The 15220-nt window shown below is 72.8% G+C and carries 15 protein-coding genes; 12 read left to right on the top strand and 3 right to left on the bottom strand.

Translation table 11 applies throughout. From position 1 onward, the window contains the following. The first annotated feature begins 23 nt into the window (after positions 1-23). Together AB0I67_RS13220 and AB0I67_RS13215 are read left to right on the top strand one after the other, a co-directional pair. Positions 24-2339, top strand: coding sequence for a helicase C-terminal domain-containing protein (locus AB0I67_RS13220; protein WP_357922359.1), 2316 nt, complete (start codon positions 24-26; stop codon positions 2337-2339). Positions 2340-2357: 18 nt separating this feature from the next. Further along, positions 2358-3824 carry an AMP-binding protein gene (locus tag AB0I67_RS13215; RefSeq protein WP_357922356.1) on the top strand — a complete coding sequence of 489 codons (1467 nt, stop codon included), beginning with the start codon at positions 2358-2360 and terminating at the stop codon, positions 3822-3824. Positions 3825-3831: 7 nt separating this feature from the next. Here the strand turns inward: AB0I67_RS13215 and lxmK are convergent, their stop codons facing one another. Next, on the bottom strand, positions 3832-4926 hold the full coding sequence (gene lxmK, locus AB0I67_RS13210; RefSeq protein WP_357922354.1) for a class V lanthionine synthetase subunit LxmK: 1095 nt from the start codon (positions 4924-4926) through the stop codon (positions 3832-3834). Positions 4927-5083: 157 nt separating this feature from the next. On the opposite strand from lxmK, the gene AB0I67_RS13205 reads away from it, so the two are divergent. Next, on the top strand, positions 5084-5227 hold the full coding sequence (locus AB0I67_RS13205; RefSeq protein ID WP_357922351.1) for an LxmA leader domain family RiPP: 144 nt from the start codon (positions 5084-5086) through the stop codon (positions 5225-5227). A 219-nt stretch (positions 5228-5446) separates the two neighbouring features. Here AB0I67_RS13205 and AB0I67_RS13200 read toward each other — a convergent pair whose 3' ends face one another. Beyond that, positions 5447-5590: an LxmA leader domain family RiPP gene (locus AB0I67_RS13200; RefSeq protein ID WP_357922348.1), complete on the bottom strand. Its 144-nt coding sequence runs from the start codon at positions 5588-5590 to the stop codon at positions 5447-5449. A gap of 189 nt (positions 5591-5779) precedes the next feature. Here AB0I67_RS13200 and AB0I67_RS13195 point away from each other — a divergent pair, with 189 nt between their 5' ends. The 6 genes from AB0I67_RS13195 (at position 5780) to AB0I67_RS13170 (ending at position 11350) form a co-directional block, all read left to right on the top strand. Further along, on the top strand, positions 5780-6760 hold the full coding sequence (locus AB0I67_RS13195) for a T3SS effector HopA1 family protein (protein WP_357922345.1): 981 nt from the start codon (positions 5780-5782) through the stop codon (positions 6758-6760). Positions 6761-6764: 4 nt separating this feature from the next. Beyond that, positions 6765-7658, top strand: coding sequence for an LLM class flavin-dependent oxidoreductase (locus AB0I67_RS13190; protein WP_357922342.1), 894 nt, complete (start codon positions 6765-6767; stop codon positions 7656-7658). After that, on the top strand, positions 7645-8244 hold the full coding sequence (locus AB0I67_RS13185; RefSeq protein ID WP_357922340.1) for a flavoprotein: 600 nt from the start codon (positions 7645-7647) through the stop codon (positions 8242-8244). Before AB0I67_RS13190 ends, AB0I67_RS13185 begins: the two co-directional genes overlap by 14 nt. Then, positions 8241-9089 carry a hypothetical protein gene (locus AB0I67_RS13180; RefSeq protein ID WP_357922337.1) on the top strand — a complete coding sequence of 283 codons (849 nt, stop codon included), beginning with the start codon at positions 8241-8243 and terminating at the stop codon, positions 9087-9089. Before AB0I67_RS13185 ends, AB0I67_RS13180 begins: the two co-directional genes overlap by 4 nt. Then, on the top strand, positions 9086-11068 hold the full coding sequence (locus AB0I67_RS13175; RefSeq protein ID WP_357922334.1) for a prolyl oligopeptidase family serine peptidase: 1983 nt from the start codon (positions 9086-9088) through the stop codon (positions 11066-11068). Before AB0I67_RS13180 ends, AB0I67_RS13175 begins: the two co-directional genes overlap by 4 nt. Before the next feature lie 111 nt (positions 11069-11179). Beyond that, on the top strand, positions 11180-11350 hold the full coding sequence (locus AB0I67_RS13170) for a hypothetical protein (protein ID WP_357922332.1): 171 nt from the start codon (positions 11180-11182) through the stop codon (positions 11348-11350). A gap of 11 nt (positions 11351-11361) precedes the next feature. On the opposite strand, the gene AB0I67_RS13165 is transcribed toward AB0I67_RS13170, so the two are convergent. Next, positions 11362-12399, bottom strand: coding sequence for a LuxR C-terminal-related transcriptional regulator (locus tag AB0I67_RS13165; RefSeq protein WP_357922329.1), 1038 nt, complete (start codon positions 12397-12399; stop codon positions 11362-11364). An 18-nt stretch (positions 12400-12417) separates the two neighbouring features. Between AB0I67_RS13165 and AB0I67_RS13160 the strand changes: the two genes are divergently transcribed. The 3 genes from AB0I67_RS13160 to AB0I67_RS13150 all read left to right on the top strand — a co-directional run bounded on the left by AB0I67_RS13160 (position 12418) and on the right by AB0I67_RS13150 (position 15207). Then, positions 12418-13482 (top strand): NAD(P)-dependent oxidoreductase, encoded by a 1065-nt coding sequence (locus AB0I67_RS13160; protein ID WP_357922326.1) that lies wholly within the window; start codon positions 12418-12420, stop codon positions 13480-13482. A 67-nt stretch (positions 13483-13549) separates the two neighbouring features. Beyond that, positions 13550-14668 (top strand): M20/M25/M40 family metallo-hydrolase, encoded by a 1119-nt coding sequence (locus AB0I67_RS13155; protein ID WP_357922323.1) that lies wholly within the window; start codon positions 13550-13552, stop codon positions 14666-14668. Beyond that, on the top strand, positions 14665-15207 hold the full coding sequence (locus AB0I67_RS13150) for a helix-turn-helix transcriptional regulator (RefSeq protein WP_357922321.1): 543 nt from the start codon (positions 14665-14667) through the stop codon (positions 15205-15207). Before AB0I67_RS13155 ends, AB0I67_RS13150 begins: the two co-directional genes overlap by 4 nt. Positions 15208-15220: the final 13 nt, after the last annotated feature.

The raw sequence follows: 15220 nt of genomic DNA, 5'->3' as shown, positions 1-15220 counted from the left end.
TACAGCGACATACCATTGCGTGAATGAAGGTTTCTACCTCGCCCGGGGGTGAAGCCCGCCCTGGGGCGATGACCTTCACCGAGTGGCTACGGGGGCGCTCCGACGCGCAGTTGCGGGCGCTCGTCTCCGCGCGCCCCGAACTGATCACTCCCGTGCCCGCGCACCTCGACGGCCTGGCCTCGCGCGCCGCCAGCCCGTCGGCGATCGGCCGTACCCTCGACCGCCTCGACCGCTTCGCGCTGGCCGTGGTCGAGACGCTGGCCGTGCTGGGCGAGCCGATGACCCGTGACCGGCTGACCGAGATCATGGGCGCCGACCCGCGGATCGAGTACCTCCAGGAGCTCGCCCTGGTCTACGGCCCCGACGACGCGCTCATGCTGGCGCCCGGGGTGGCCGCGGTGCTCGACGACCCGGCCGGGCTGGGGCCGCCGGTGGCCGACGTCTTCCGTCACCACCCGCCCGAGCAGCTCGCCGAGATGGCCGACGAGATCGCCCCCGGCACGGCCGGCACCGGCAAGGAACGGCTGGCCGCTGCGCTCGCCGAGCCCGCCGAGCTGATCGCCGCGGTCTCCGCCGAGGCCCAGGCGGCGCTCAGCCAGCTCGCCTGGGGGCCGCCCACCGGCCGGGTGCCCAACGCCCGGCGCGAGGTGACCGTCGAGAGCGCCCGCTCGCCCATCGAGCAGTTGCTCGCCCGCGGCCTGCTGGCCGCCACCGGTCCCGAGAGCGTCACGTTGCCCCGCGAGGTCGCCCTCTACCTGCGCGAGGGCCGGGTCCACCGCGACCTGGCCACCGAGCCCCCCGAGCTGGGCGGCCCCGAGCGCGACCGCTCGCTGGTCGACCGCACCGCCGCCGCGCAGGCCTTCGAGCTGGTGCGCTCGGTCGAGGAGCTGTGCGAGCGCTGGAGCGCCGAACCGCCGGGCGTGCTGCGCACCGGCGGCCTCGGCGTGCGCGACCTCAAGCGCACCGCGACCCTGCTCGACCGGCCGGAGTGGGCCACCGCGCTGATCGTCGAGATCACCCACGCCGCCGGGCTGATGGCCGCCGACGGCGAGTGGCTGCCGACCTCCCTCTACGACCAGTGGCGGGTCAAGGACACCGCCGAACGCTGGGTACGGCTGGCCGCCGCGTGGCTGCGCACCGACCGGGTGCCCGGCCTGATCGGCGAGCGCGACGAGCGCGACCGGCCGCTCAACGCGCTCCACCCCGACCTGCGCCGCTCCTCCGCGCCCGGCCTGCGCCGAGCCACCCTGGACGTGCTGCCCGAGGGCCGCGCCCCCGGTCTGGAGTCGGTGCAGCAACGCCTGGCCTGGGAACAGCCCCGCCGCCGCGGGCCGCTGCGCGACCAGCTCATCGAGTTCGCGCTGCGCGAGGCCGAGCAGGTCGGCGTGACCGGCCTGGGCGTGCTGTCCCGGCATGGCCGCGCCCTGCTGACCGACACCGAGCGCGCGGCGACCCTGCTCGCCCCGCTGCTGCCGGAACCGGTCGACCACGTGGTGCTCCAGGCCGACCTCACCGCGGTCGCGCCCGGTCCGCTGACCAGCGACCTCAACCGCTGGCTCGCGCTGGCCGCCGAGGTCGAATCCAAGGGCGGCGCGACCGTCTACCGCTTCTCCGAGCCGTCGGTGCGGCGGGCGCTCGACGCCGGGCACAGCGCCGACGAGCTGCTGTCCATGCTGGCCCGCCACTCCGCCACCCCGGTGCCGCAGCCGTTGTCCTACCTGGTCACCGACGTGGCCCGCCGGCACGGCCGGATCCGCGTCGGCACGGCCAGCGCCTACGTGCGCTGCGACGACCCGGCGCTGCTCGACCAGGTGATGGCCGACCGCCGGGCCGCTCCCCTGCGGCTGCGCCGGCTGGCGCCCACGGTGATCGCCTCGCGCACGTCGCGGGCCGTGCTGGTCGACTCGCTGCGGGCGATGGGCTACGCGCCGGTCGCCGAGTCGCTCGACGGGGACGTGATCGTCAGCCAGCTCGACGCGCGCCGCACCGAGGCGCCCGCTCGGCCGCCTGCCGTACCGAACGGGAGCCCGGATCCGGAGGTCGTCGCGGCGGCCGTCCGGGCGATGCGGGCCGGGGACGAGCGGCGGGGCCCGGTGGACGCGCCGGACGGGCAGATCCCGCGCGGGCCGTCCACCACCACGATCACCGCGTTGCAGGAGGCGATCCGGCAGGGCGCGCGGGTGTGGATCGGCTACACCGACTCGCAGGGCAACGCCACCAGCCGCGTCCTGGAGCCGGCCCGGCTGGAGGGCGGCTACCTGACCGCCTACGACGAGACGCGGGCCGCCGTGCACCGCTTCGCCCTCCACCGGATCACAGGGGTCGCCGATCTGTCCTGAGCGCGTTAGTTTGACGACATGACGCAGACTTTGGGGCGACTTGCCGAGGAGTCATGGGAGCGCTTCGGCGACTACGAGGCGCTGTTCTACGAAGGCGTCTGGCACCGTAGCCACGACCTGGCCGCCCGCGCCCGGCGCGTCTGCGGCGGCCTGATCGCCCTCGGCGTACGGCCCGGCGACCGCGTGGTCGTGATGATGGCCACCTCCCCCGACGTGCAGGTGCTCTACCAGGCGGTCTGGCTGGCCGGCGCGGTCGTCACCCCGGTCGTCTTCCTCGTCGGACCCGGCGAGCTGCGGCACATCATCGACGACAGCGGCGCCCGGCTGGTCGTGGCCTCACCCGAGCTGCTGGCGACGGTCGAGGCGAGCGGCGCCGAGGTGCGGGTGCTGTCCGGCGTCGAGGAGCTGGAGCAGGCCGGCGAGCACGGCCCGGTGGCGCGCGACCCGGGCGACCTGGCGGCCCTGATGTACACCGGCGGCACCACCGGCACGGCCAAGGGCGTCATGCTCGACCACCGCGGCCTGTGGAACGTCGCCCGCGACGCCTACGCCATGTCCCACCTGGAGGGCGCGAACCGGGCGATCGTGCCGGTGCCGCTCTCGCACGCCTACGGGCTGATCGTCACCATCGCCGGGATGCACGCCGCCGAGCCGCAGCAGGCGGTGCTGATGCGCTGGTTCGACCCCAAGGCGTTCCTGGAGCTGGCCCGCGAGCAACGCGTGCAGTACGGGACGGTCGTGCCCTCGATGGTGCAGATGTTGCTCGCCCTCGGCGACGAGCTGCGGCCCCTGCCCGACCTGCGTTTCCTCACCTGCGGCGCGGCGCCGCTGACCCGCGCGGTGCTGGAGGAGTTCGAGCGCCGGATGCCCGGCGTGCAGATCCTGGAGGGTTACGGGCTGACCGAGACCAGCGCGGTCACCAGCTTCAACCCGCCCGGCCGACGCCGGGTCGGGAGCGTGGGGCTGCCGCTGCCCGGCTACGAGATCACCATCCGGGACTCGGCGGGCGAACCGGTGGAGTGCGGCGACGTGGGCGAGATCTGCGTGCGGGGCGCCTCGCTCATGCAGGGGTACTGGGGCGAGACCACGGACGATTCGACGGCCCTGGTCGACGGCGAGCTGCACACCGGCGACATCGGCTGCGTCGACGACGACGGCTACCTCTACGTCGTCGACCGCAAGAAGGACTTGATCATCCGCGGCGGCTTCAATGTCTTCCCGCGCGACGTCGAGGACGCGCTCAACCAGCACCCGGACGTGGTCATCTCCGGCGTGGTCGGCCGGCCCGACCCGCGCGTGGGCGAGGAGGTCGTGGCCTTCGTGCAGGTCCGGCCGGGGGCGGAGGTCTCCGGGGACGAGCTCGTCGAGTGGGCCCGTGCCCGGGTCGGGCGGGTGAAGTACCCGCGGGAGGTGCGGTTCGTGGACAACGTGCCGGTCACCAGCGTGCTCAAACTCGACCGGAAGGCCCTCCGGGCCCAACTGTGAATTCCGGCTAGCTCACCGGGACGGCCAGGCCGATGGTGGCGACGAAGCGGGCCGGGTCCAGCAGCGCCGTGCGCCCGATCCCGGCCGCGGCCAGGTCGATCGGCCGCAGCCGCACCTGGATGCCGGCCGTCGCCAGCAGCCGGTCCAGCAGGTGCCACCCGGCGAACCCGGTGGCCCGCTCGGCCAGCTCCGCGTCCACCGGCACCCCGCTGTCGAGGTACCCCCGCCAGAACTCGGCGACCAGCGGCCGCACAGCGGCGATCTCCGCCGCCCCCCGCTCCATGATCAGCTCGTGGGAGAGCGTCGTGCCCGGCCCGAAGACCTGCTCCACGTCCGAGTTGACCTTCCGGATCGCGTGGTGCAGCCACTCCCCCGCGAAGGCCCCGACGTCCCGCGCCGGGTCGGCCATCCGGAACTCCTCCCAGTCGAGGACGTAGAAGCCGGTGTCGTCCTGGAGGAACTGGTCGAGCCGCAGGTCGCCGTGGATCGGCCGGTGCGCCACCTCCCGCTCGCGTTCCCGCAGCGCCTCCAGCGCCTCGACCAGCGCGGCGTCGTTCTGCAGCAACGCCCAGTAACGCAGCTCGGCCACGCGGGAGGCGGAGAACAACGACAGCGGGATCGCCTTGAACGCCCACAGCGGCGGCAGCGGGTGCGCGCTGGTGTCGGCGGCGGCCGGAAGCTGGTGCAGCGCCCCGATGCCGCGCCCCGCCCGGTAGGCGTGCTCGACGGTGAACTCGCCGTCGGCGGCCAGCACGTTCCCGGCCTTGGCCTCGCGCAGCCAGTGGAACACCAGCAGCCGGCTGTCCTCGTCGGCGGCCAGCAGCGGCGGGCAGCGCAGCTCCGTCTCCGGCTGAGCCGCGAGCAGAGCCTGGAGGTCGAGCACCCGCCGGAACCGGGTGAGCGACTCCGCGCTCTCCCCGTCGAGCCGCTTGACGAAGACCGGCACGTCGAGCGAGGTCTGGCCGGCCCAGTTGTTGTTGCGGCCGGCGAAGGCGCTGACCCCGTCGTCCTCCAGCCGGCCCAGGCCCAGCCGCTCCAGCAGCGCGTTCACTTCCGATGCGGCGGCCAGCGAGGTGGCCTCGATTCTCTCTTTTCGCAGCATATTCGCAGATGATGAAGGCGTTTCACGTCCCCATCAATAGGCGTGTCCGCAAGCTGCCAGACGCTTGCGGAGGCGATTCTGCGCAGGCAATCATTGAGTTATCCGCAAGGACGCGAAAACAAAAACAAGAAACAAATACTCATAGGAGAAAAACATCATGGCCGAGAAGGACCTGGTCGACGGTTACAAGGCTTACACCGACTCCGAGGAGATCGCGTTCGACGAGAACGCCCAGGAGGAGGCCCCCACCAGCCCGTGGTGTGTCCTCAGCATCGTGGTCACCGCTTCGGCCGGCTGCTGAAACCCGCCCCCTCGCAGGACAGAACGGCCCGCACCCTCCGGGGTGCGGGCCCTTCCGCGTGCCGGCGTGCCGGCGCACGAGAAATCGGCCCCGCCTGCAGGGGCAGGCGGGGCCGGAAGCATATGGTGAACACGCTCGGCGCGTGGGTCGAAAGAGAATCCGGGGAGGAGCCGGCCGGGCTGAGGAGCGCCCGGCCGGCGGCTCGAATGAGCGGCGTCGTCAGCAGCCGGCGGAGGCGGTGACCACGATGCTCACGACGCACCACGGGGTGCTGGGGGACTCCTCGTTGGCGTTCTCGTCGAAGGCGATCTCCTCGGAGTCGGTGTAGGCGTTGTAACCGTCGACCAGGTCCTTCTCAGCCATGATATTTCTCCTCGGAACTCTTTGTTTTTTGTTTCGGCGCCCTTGCGGACAACTCAATAATCACCCCCCTGATCGGGCCCGCGCCAGTGCCGTGGCACCGTGCTGCCATTTCGCAGCAGCGTGGTGCCACCCCGCCTCCGACCAATAGGAATTCCCCTTACTTTGGCTGGCATGGGCATAGTCGAAGAAATGACGATCGCCGCCGGCCTGGCGGCCGTGGCAGAGGCGGTCCACCTCGAGCCCGACCGGCTCCGCGCCCGCGTGGGCGACGAGACGATCGAGGCGGACGGCGCGCGCGCGTTGTGGTCCGCGCTGAGCGGGGCGCTCTACGAGCGGTTCCACATCGGGCAGGCCAACGACCCCACCATCCGGCCCGGCACCCGTGACCTGCCGCTGGAGTCCGCGCTCACCGAGGCCGTCCCGCACCGGCTGAGCAAGGTCCTGGCGCCGGTCTACGAGCAGGGCGAGTCCTCCTGGGTCGTCGACCTGCTCGGCGTCCGGGTGCGGCTGCCCGCCGACCGCGTGCTCTCGCTGACCGAGCAGGCGCCCGGGGAGCGCTCGCTCGCCTTCGCGCCCACCGGCCCGGGGCAGATCGGCCGCGCGCTCATCCAGGCCGACGCCATCCGGCCCACCCTCTCGCCGGGCTTCTTCCTGGTGGACGGCTCGGCCGGCACCGTGCTCGGCGACGGGCCCATCCTGCGCCTCTACGTCCACCTCGCCGCCCCCGCGCACGCCGCGCCGGCGTTGCGGACCGCGCTCTCCCTGCTGGAGGAGCGCGAGCTGCCCTACCGGGCCAAGGCGTTCTCCCGCTCGTCCGGCTATCCCCGCCGCGACGCCCTGGTCATCTACCTCGAAGAGCCCGCCTGGCCGGCGCTGGCCTCGCTGGTCGCCGCGCTGTCCACGGCTGAGGGCCTGGTGGACGACGTGTCGGCCTTCGCGCACCGGGTCGGGCCCGGGCTCGCCATCGCCTGGGATCCGGTGGACACCCGGGTCGGCATGCGGCTGCTGAGCTTCGGCGAGCACCGCGCCCGGCTGGTCGCCGAGGCGTTGCTGGCCGCCGCCTCGGGCGAGGGCACGCCGGCCGAGGCGCTGCACTCCTCGCTCACCCGGGGCGGGGTCGATCCGGCCCTGCCGTACCGGAACCTGTCCTCGCCGGCGCTGGAGCTCTGACCCCATGACCCGTGCCTCGATCATCCTGCCGATCCAGCCCGGCTCGGCCGCCGCCGCCCGGCGCTACGCGGGTCTCGTCAAGCGCGGGGTGGCGCGGCGGCTGTGGCTGGGGCAGTCCCTGCGGGCCGACACCGGCCAGCTCCTCGCCGGGTGCGGGGTCCCGGTCGGCACGTCGGTGACGTTGATGCCGCTCAAGCATCCGCTGCAGGCCGCGGTGGACGCGCGCTCGCTGGCCGCGCTGACCGGACACCCGGTGGTCGCCGGGTTCGGCGCCTCCTCGCCCGAGTTCGTGGCCGCGCTCACCGGCCGGCCGTACGACAGCCCGGTGCGGGAGGCCCGCGCCTACCTGACGACCGTGCGCGAGCTGATCGACGGCGGCGAGCTGCGCGGCTTCCGGCTGCCGCCGCTGGAGCACCCGGCGGTCGAGGTCGGCGCGGGCGTGCTGCGCCCGGCCATGGCGCGGGCCGCCGCCGACTGCGCGGACGTGGCCATCACCTGGCTGACCCCGCCCGCCTACCTGCGGGAGGTCATCGTGCCGATCCTGCGCGCGGGCGCCCGGCGTCCGCGCCTGGTCACCGTGGTGCACGCCGCCCTCGACCGTCCCGGGCGCGACCCGGCCCGGCTGGCCGGCCTCGCCGCCGGCCACCACCTGAACGCCCCGCACTACGCCGACATGCTCGCCCGAGCCGGCGTCGCGGCCGCACCGGACGCGCTGGTCGCCTCCGGCGTCTTCCTGAGCGGTACGGCAGGCGGCATCGCGGCCCGGCTGGGCGAGTACGTCGAGGCGGGCGTCGACGAGCTCGTCGTGAACACCGCAGGCGTCTGCCTGGCCGACGGACCCACCGCGGCCCTGGCGGAGGCGGAAGAGATCCTGGAGGCACTCCGTGACCACACCTAACCTGATTTATCCACCTTTCTCGGGCAACCGGCTGCTCATCGTGATCACCGGCGCCCTCTCCGCGGCCTTCATCCCCGGCTGGCTGAGCTGGCTCCGCGCCGGCTACCCCGGCCTGGTCGTCCGCCCGGTCGCCACCCGCAGCGCGCAACGCTTCGTCACCCTCGACGCGCTCAGCACGCTCTGCGGCCAGCCCGCGGTGTCGGACGAGTGGCCGGCCCACGTGGGTGTCGAGGCGCCGCACGTGGAGATGAGCAACTGGCCGGACGCCATCCTGGTCTACCCGGCGAGCCTCAACTTCCTGGCCCGCCTGGCGCTCGGCCTGGGCGACACCCCGGCGATGCTCGCCCTGCAGTGCACACCGGCCTACATCGGCCTGGCGCCCTCGCTGCCGCCGCACGGCCTGGACAGCCCGGCCTACCTGGACCACCGGGCCGTCCTGGAACGGCGGCCCAACATCGTCATCGCTCCGCCCCGGCCGGGGCTGAGCATCTCCACCGGCCGGCACGACGCCTCCGTGGCGGCTCCCCTGTCGCTCCTGCTCACCCTGATCGAGGAGCGCCGCGCCCAGCAGGAGCTGACGGCATGACGCAGTTCGCCACGCGGCTGGTCCGCACCACCGTCGAGCCGGAGGGCGACGCCTTCCGGTGGCGGCGCGAGCCCGGTCCCGCCTACGTCCCCCCGCCCGCGCCGCTGCCCGGCTCGCTGCGCCGTACGCTCACGGACCTGCACCCCGCGCTCCGCCTGCCGGTCCGGCCCATCGCCGAGCCGGGCCTGAGCCTGACCTACCTGGCCCACGGCCCGCTGCCGGCCGCCAGTTGGCTGGCCTTCCCCGACCAGCAACCCTTGGTACGGCAGGCGCTGCACGCCGCCGGCGCCGCCTTGGCCGCCTTGCACCGCCTTCCCGCCCCGCCGGAGGTGACCCGCCCCCATCCCGGCGTGGCCCGGCTCGCCACCTGGCTGGCCACCGGCGAGTCCGCCCCCGCATTGCACCGGGCGGCGGCCGGCCGGCTGGGACCTGCCAGGCTCGACCGGCTCCTGGACAGGTGCGCCACCCTGCTGGGACCGCCCGGCGGTGACCTGCTGCACGGCGCGGCGAGCCTGGCCTTGATCGTCCCCGGCCCCGAACCAGCCCTGCTGTCCGGCGAGTTCCTGGCGAGGGGCAGCGGCTCGCTCGACGTCGCCTGGTTGCTGGCCGAGCTGTCGGAACTGGAACTGGCCGTCGCGCACGGCCTGGCCCCGGCCCTGAGCGCCGATTACGAGGCGCTGCGGCGGGCCGTACAGGACGGCTACGGACAACCGGTCGCCGTCGAAGGGCTGGTCCCGCTGCGGGTGCTGACCCATGCGCACGACTACGCCGCCTATGTCGGCTGGGATCCACAACTGACGAAGTACCTGGACATCGTGGCTGACGTGATGGAAGGACGACCATGAGCACCGCCCCCCGCCTCGACCTGACCGAAGACCTGCACGGCGTCCAGGTGGCCGACCCGTACCGCTGGCTGGAGGATCCGGACGCCCCGGAGACCCGCGAGTGGCTGGACCGCCAGGAGGAGCTGTTCGCGGCGCACGCGGAGGCCACGGCCGGCGTCCACGCCCGCTTCGCCGCCCGCCTGGCCGAGCTGGAGCGCACCGGCTACGTCGGCCCGCCGGCCTGGCGGGGCGGACGGCGCTTCGTCATCCGCCGCGCCCCCGAGGCCGACCGCCTCGCGCTGCACGTCGTCGACCCCGACGGCACCGACCGCGTCCTGCTCGCGCCCGCCCGGAACGAGACGATCGACCTCTGGCAGCCCTCCGACGACGGCACGCTGCTCGCCTACGAGCTGTCCACCGGCGGCACCGAGCAGTCCCTGCTGTACGTCCTCGACGTGGCCACCGGGACGGTCCTCGACGGCCCGATCGACGGCACCCGCTACTCGCCGATCGCCTGGCTGCCCGAGGGCAAGTCCTTCTACTACGTCCGGCGGATCGCCGACGGGCCGCGCCACGTCTACCTGCACCACGTGGGCGCCGACGCGGACTCCGACGCCCTGGTGTTCGGCGAGGGCCGCGATGCCGCCACGCACTACCGGCTGGACGTCCGGCACGGCTGGCTCACCATCTCCGCGGCCCTCGGGACCTCGCCGGCCAACGACCTGTGGCTGGCCGACCTCCGGCAGGCGCCGGCCGAGTCCCCGGCGCTGCGCCCGGTCCAGGTCGGCGTGGACGCGCACACCGCGTTGCGAGTGGGACCCGACGGCCGCGCCTACGTGCTGACCGACCTCGATGCGCCGCGCGGGCGGATCGCGGTCACCGACCCGGCCCGGCCGGGCGCCGAGCACTGGCGTGACCTCGTCCCGGAGGATCCCGAGGCGGTGCTGGCCGACTTCGTGCTGCTCGACGGGGAACTGGTGGTCAACAGGACCCGGCAGTGCCTGGCGGAGCTGACCCGGCACGATCCCGCCACGGGCGAGCTGGTGGGCCTGGTGCCCACTCCGGGTCAGGGCACGGTCGCCGGGCTGGCCGTGCGGCCGGAGGGCGGCCGGGAGGTGTGGTTCGCCTACACCGACTACACCACCCCGGTGTCGGTCTTCCGGTTCGACGCCGAGACCGGGCGGACCACGCTGTGGGAGGCCCCGCCCGGCCACGCCGACCTGCCCGCGGTCGGCGGCACGACCGAGGAGTACACCTCGCGGGACGGCACCCGGGTGCAGCTCACCGTGCTCGGGGCGCCGGGGCCGCGGCCGTTCATCCTGTTCGGCTACGGCGGCTTCGGCCTGTCGATGGTCCCGGCCTACAACCCGGTCGCGCTGGCCTGGATCGAGGCCGGCGGCGGCTACGCCATCGCCCGGATCCGCGGCGGCGGCGAGCGCGGCGAGCAGTGGCGCCGGGCGGGCATGCTGGCGGGCAAGCAGAACGTCTTCGACGACTTCCTGGCCGCCGCCGAGCACCTGATCGCCACCGGCCGCACCACGGCCGACCGCCTGGCCATCACCGGCGGGTCCAACGGCGGCCTGCTGGTGGGCGCGGCGCTCACCCAGCGGCCCGACCTGTTCGCCGCCGCGGTCAGCTCCTCGGCCCTGCTCGACATGGTCCGCTACGAGCGGTCGGGCCTGGGCCCGGCCTGGACCTCCGAGTACGGCACGGCCGCCGACCCCGAGCACTTCCGGCACCTGCTGGCCTACTCGCCCTACCACCGGGTCGAGGCCGGCGTGCGCTATCCGGCCACGCTGCTCACGGTGGCCGAGGCCGACACCCGGGTCGATCCGGCGCACGCCCGCAAGATGGGCGCGGCGCTGCAGTGGGCCTCACCGAACGAGGTGCTGCTCCGGGTCGAGCGGGCGGCCGGGCACGGCACCCGCGCCGTGACGACAAACGTCCAGCTCAACGCCGATATTCTGACATTCTGCAGCAAGCACACAAAGCTCTTGTAATGTGGCAATAGGTGTACATGTTGCCACATGACATCTCCTTCCTTCTTGGCGGCTTTGTTCCGGCCTAATGTCTGGACCATCACCAGCCACCAAGAAGCAAAGGAAGAAGCCATGAACGCTCGCCGCGCCCTCACCGCCCTCGCCCTGGCCGCCGCTTCCGTCTTCACCTTCGCCACGGTGCACGCGGCGGTGAGCGAGCCCGCGACCTCGAAGATCACGGTCGTCGCCGGCTGCAACGCCCCCCTGGGCGTGCAGTGCCCGGACGACGACGAGTGGACCTGATCGAGATGGCGCTATTCGACCCAGCCGCGTTTCGCCGCGGTTACTCCTGCGGCGAAACGCGTTTCCACGGAAAGCATTTCCATGATGGTCGCGATATGGCGCCTGACCGTGCGAAGACTCATTCCGGTGCGATTCGCGATGGATTCGTCTTTCATTCCCAGTGCCATCATCTTGAGCACCTGCCGGTGGATCTCGCTCGGCATGCCCTCGCCGGCCTGCCGAGCGCTCCCGTCCCCGACCGGAGTGGCACGGTGCCAGAGCAGCTCGAAATACTGACGTAGCGCCTTCACCACGACCGGCGCTCTGACCAGCAGCACCCCGGTGACCCCGGTGGGGCTGAGCGGAAGCAGAGCGGCGTCCTCGTCGATGAGCTTCAGCTTCATCGGCAGGTGCCGGTGGATGCGCACCTCGTCACCGACCGACATGGCCGTCTGGATGGTGACGTACCCCACCTCGTTGTCGAAGTACTCGGTCGAGTAGATCGAGCGCCGCCGCACCTTGCGCTCCAGCACGCTGGGCGGCCTGGGCGCGAAGTTGCCCTTGCGCGGGGCCACGACGAAGCGCCAGGTGTGCAGGCCCATGTAGTCGGACTGCGCCATGTTGATCAGCGAGACCGACAGCGACTGGATCTCCTGCCGGTCGGTCACCAGCCTGATGGCGTCCTCGGGGTCCTGTTCCGCGGTCCTCCTGGCGAAGATGCGCTGGATGTCGCCGATCCGCTGATGGGCGTCGAGCAACCGGTTGCTCGACTCGGTCAGCCGTGACTGCAGCTCGTGCAGCACGTCGTGGAAGGCCAGGGTGGGGTCGGTCGCCCTGATCACCTTGACCGTGCGGCTGTCCCGGGAGACCGGGTGCGCCAGCCCGCGCCTGAGCAGCTCGGCCAGGCATTCCGCGCCGACGAGCCGGGCCGCGTCCTCCTCCGAACAGTCCCCCCGCTCCAGCAGCAGGGCATACCCCTGCGACGCCGCCTCCGGCAGCAGGCCGTCCATGAGCTCCAAAACCCGGTCGATGGACAGTTCCCCGCTCTCGCCACCACCGGAGCGCGCCACGACTATCCCCTCCAAAGAATGGACTCGCCAGCACACCGTACAGGCGGGCAGGAGGGGCTTTCAATGCCAAATGGCAGCTTATCTCTCACTCAAGGAAGACCACCGGCCTATTCTCCAGACAACGCCAGACGAATAACCAGGGAGAATGTCATGGAAACAGCTCTCGCGATTATCGGGTCAGGCTTTCTCCGGAACTTCATTTTGGAGCAGTTGAGCCTCACCCGGCCCGGCACGGTGGTCAGGGTGCTCAGCCGCACCCCGCCAGAACTCGTGCCCGGCCTGCGCGTCGAACACGTCGCCGGCGGGACGGGCGACCCGGCCGCGCTCTACCGCGCGGTCACCGGGGCGCGCGACCTCATCCACCTCGGCTCGGAGGAAGGGCACGCCGTGCCGTACTCCGCCAACGTCAGCGGCACCGCGGCGGTGACCTCCGCGGCCATCAGCCAGGGCTGCCGGCACGTGCTCTTCTACTCCTCCCCCGACGTCTACGGCGACGGCCCCGGACGGGCCTTCGACGAGGACGAGGCGCTCGCCCCGCAGAGCCGCTTCGCCCGCGCCAAGGTCATCGGCGAGCGGCTCACCGAGCAGTTCGGGCGGCTCCCGGGCCGCGCCTCGACCGTCGTGCGGCCCTTCGGGCTGTACGGCCCGGGCCAGCCGGCCGAGTCCACCCTGGGCCGGGTCGTGCGGGCCGCGTTCGGCGGGCACCCCATCCCCCTGCCGGGCGGCGGGCAGCAACTGCGCAACTTCACCTACGTCGCGGACGTGGCCAGGGGGATCGTCGCCGCGGTCGGCCGCGCCAACCTGGACGAGCGCCCGTACGCCGTCTACAACCTCGCCTCGTTCGAGACGATCAGCCTGCGCGACGCCGCGCGGCTGGCGATCCGGCTGGCAGGAACTTCCGCCACCATCACCACGAACGGCCGTCGCGGGCACGGCCGGCCGCTGGCCGTACAGATCCCGTCGGTCAGCCGCGCCCGCGCCGAGCTGGGCTTCCACGCCACCACCCTGCTCGCCGAGGGCCTGACCAGGTGCTTGCTGCACGAGCAGGAGACCGCCGCGCAACGCCGGATGGTCAATGCCTGACACCTGGCATCTTCTCCCTACTCCCGGCAAGCAGCATTCCCTACCGTCCTGACCAGGAGGTGAAACGATGACCCTCTCCACAGCGGAGCTCACATCCAGGCTCGCCGGCCTGCGACCCACCCACGCGAGCGACGGCGCGGCGCTCGCCGCCGAACTGACCGCCGCCGAGCTGACCGAGCACGGCCTGACCGCCGAGCTCCGCGAGCGAGACGGCGCCCGGCAGGTGCTGGCCACCTGCGACCTCGGGCCCGGCGGGCGCCACGTGGTGCTCAACGGCCACCTCGACATCGACCAGCCGATCATGGACGACTCGGGCGGGGAGCTGCGCTCGGGCCGGATCCACGGCACGGGCACGAGCGACATGCTCGGCGGCGTGGCCACGATCGTCACCGCGGTGGCGGAGCTGGCCCGGCGCAGCGACCTGCACGGCCGGCTCACCGTCCAGCTCGTGGCCGACGGGCACCGCGACGGCGCGGGCACGAACGCGCTCGCCGCGCTCCTGGACGACGCCGAGCTGGCGATCCTGACCGAGCCGACCGACCGGCACGTCTGCACGACCGCCTACGGCTTCTCCCGCCACCGGCTCACGAGCTGGGGCGCGCCGGGGCCGATGGCCTACGCCGCCGACGTCCACAACGCGGCGACGCACGCGGCGGCCGCCGTACTCGCCCTGAACGACGCCAACGAGGAGCTGCGCCAGCTCTACCCCACCCGGCAGGGCATCAGGTACGTCCTGCCCGGCCGGGTGGCCGCCGGCCTCGACCCGTCCACGCCCGCCCTGTCCGGCGAGGTGGACTTCACCCTGGCCCTGCCGCCGCTGCTGCCGGCGGAGGTGGCCAGGAAGGTGATCGACGACCGGCTGCACGACCGGTTCCACCCGGCCGGGCTGCCGCTGCCGAGCTGGAGCGAGCGCGAGCTGCTGTCCCCGGCCACGAGCCTGGGCCACACGACCTTCGCCGACCTGCTGCGCACGGTCAACCCCGGCCTGAGCTGGTGCCAGTACCCCTGCCCCAGCGACGCCCACGTCTTCCAGGAACTCGGCGTGCCCATGGTGCTCTACGGGCCCGGCGACACGACCAGGACCCGGCGGCCCGGCGAGCACGTCGAGGTGGCCGAACTGGAGGAGTGCGGCCGGACGCTGACCAGCGCCCTGGTCCTGCTGCTCGCCAAGGGGGCGGAGTCATGACCGAGGAGGTGGAGGTCGTCCAGGTCTACGCGCTGCTGGCCGCCGGCCCGGCGCTGACCTTCATGGAGTTGGTGCAGCGGCTGGACGGCGAACCGTCCGCGGTCCGTCGCTGCCTGATGTTGCTGGAAGAGCTCGCCCTGTTGCGCCGCGCCGACGGGGAAGCCCTCACCGTGGTCCGTCCGGAAACGGGCATGACACTCCTGCTCTCCCGCGCCCAAGCACGGGGGGCAGCCGCTGCCAGGCTCGGCGTAACGGCGCCGGCCGCGCAGCCCATCTCCGCCCGCGAATGGCAGGTCCTGCAGCTTCTCGCACAAGGATGCACCGATGAGGCGGCGGCCCGGAGTCTCGGCGTCTCATTGCGCACCGTCCGGCGGGTAACCGCGGAACTGATGGAGAAGCTCGGGGCCAAAAGCAGATTCCAGGCCGGATTGAAAGCAGCACTCATATTCGCCGACCGGAACAGTGCACGCCCGGTCCCCTCGCGTCGTGGCCATTCTCGTCCTCTTCTCCGGCGCCACCCGGCGGGCGCCACAGGCTGAACTTCAACGCTAG

The organism is Nonomuraea sp. NPDC050310 (assembly GCF_040655795.1).
Taxonomy (GTDB): domain Bacteria; phylum Actinomycetota; class Actinomycetes; order Streptosporangiales; family Streptosporangiaceae; genus Nonomuraea.
Note: the sequence above shows the minus strand (reverse complement) of the source record. Positions and strands in the feature narration are given on the sequence as shown.

What these genes read in the sequence shown, in the direction of transcription:
- AB0I67_RS13220 (WP_357922359.1), top strand. Translation starts at nt 24, where the DNA reads ATGAAGGTTTCTACCTCGCCCGGGGGTGAAGCCCGCCCTGGGGCGATG.
- AB0I67_RS13215 (WP_357922356.1), top strand. Translation starts at nt 2,358, where the DNA reads ATGACGCAGACTTTGGGGCGACTTGCCGAGGAGTCATGGGAGCGCTTC.
- lxmK (WP_357922354.1), bottom strand. Translation starts at nt 4,926, where the DNA reads ATGCTGCGAAAAGAGAGAATCGAGGCCACCTCGCTGGCCGCCGCATCG.
- AB0I67_RS13205 (WP_357922351.1), top strand. Translation starts at nt 5,084, where the DNA reads ATGGCCGAGAAGGACCTGGTCGACGGTTACAAGGCTTACACCGACTCC.
- AB0I67_RS13200 (WP_357922348.1), bottom strand. Translation starts at nt 5,590, where the DNA reads ATGGCTGAGAAGGACCTGGTCGACGGTTACAACGCCTACACCGACTCC.
- AB0I67_RS13195 (WP_357922345.1), top strand. Translation starts at nt 5,780, where the DNA reads ATGACGATCGCCGCCGGCCTGGCGGCCGTGGCAGAGGCGGTCCACCTC.
- AB0I67_RS13190 (WP_357922342.1), top strand. Translation starts at nt 6,765, where the DNA reads ATGACCCGTGCCTCGATCATCCTGCCGATCCAGCCCGGCTCGGCCGCC.
- AB0I67_RS13180 (WP_357922337.1), top strand. Translation starts at nt 8,241, where the DNA reads ATGACGCAGTTCGCCACGCGGCTGGTCCGCACCACCGTCGAGCCGGAG.
- AB0I67_RS13175 (WP_357922334.1), top strand. Translation starts at nt 9,086, where the DNA reads ATGAGCACCGCCCCCCGCCTCGACCTGACCGAAGACCTGCACGGCGTC.
- AB0I67_RS13170 (WP_357922332.1), top strand. Translation starts at nt 11,180, where the DNA reads ATGAACGCTCGCCGCGCCCTCACCGCCCTCGCCCTGGCCGCCGCTTCC.
- AB0I67_RS13160 (WP_357922326.1), top strand. Translation starts at nt 12,418, where the DNA reads ATGGACTCGCCAGCACACCGTACAGGCGGGCAGGAGGGGCTTTCAATG.
- AB0I67_RS13155 (WP_357922323.1), top strand. Translation starts at nt 13,550, where the DNA reads ATGACCCTCTCCACAGCGGAGCTCACATCCAGGCTCGCCGGCCTGCGA.
- AB0I67_RS13150 (WP_357922321.1), top strand. Translation starts at nt 14,665, where the DNA reads ATGACCGAGGAGGTGGAGGTCGTCCAGGTCTACGCGCTGCTGGCCGCC.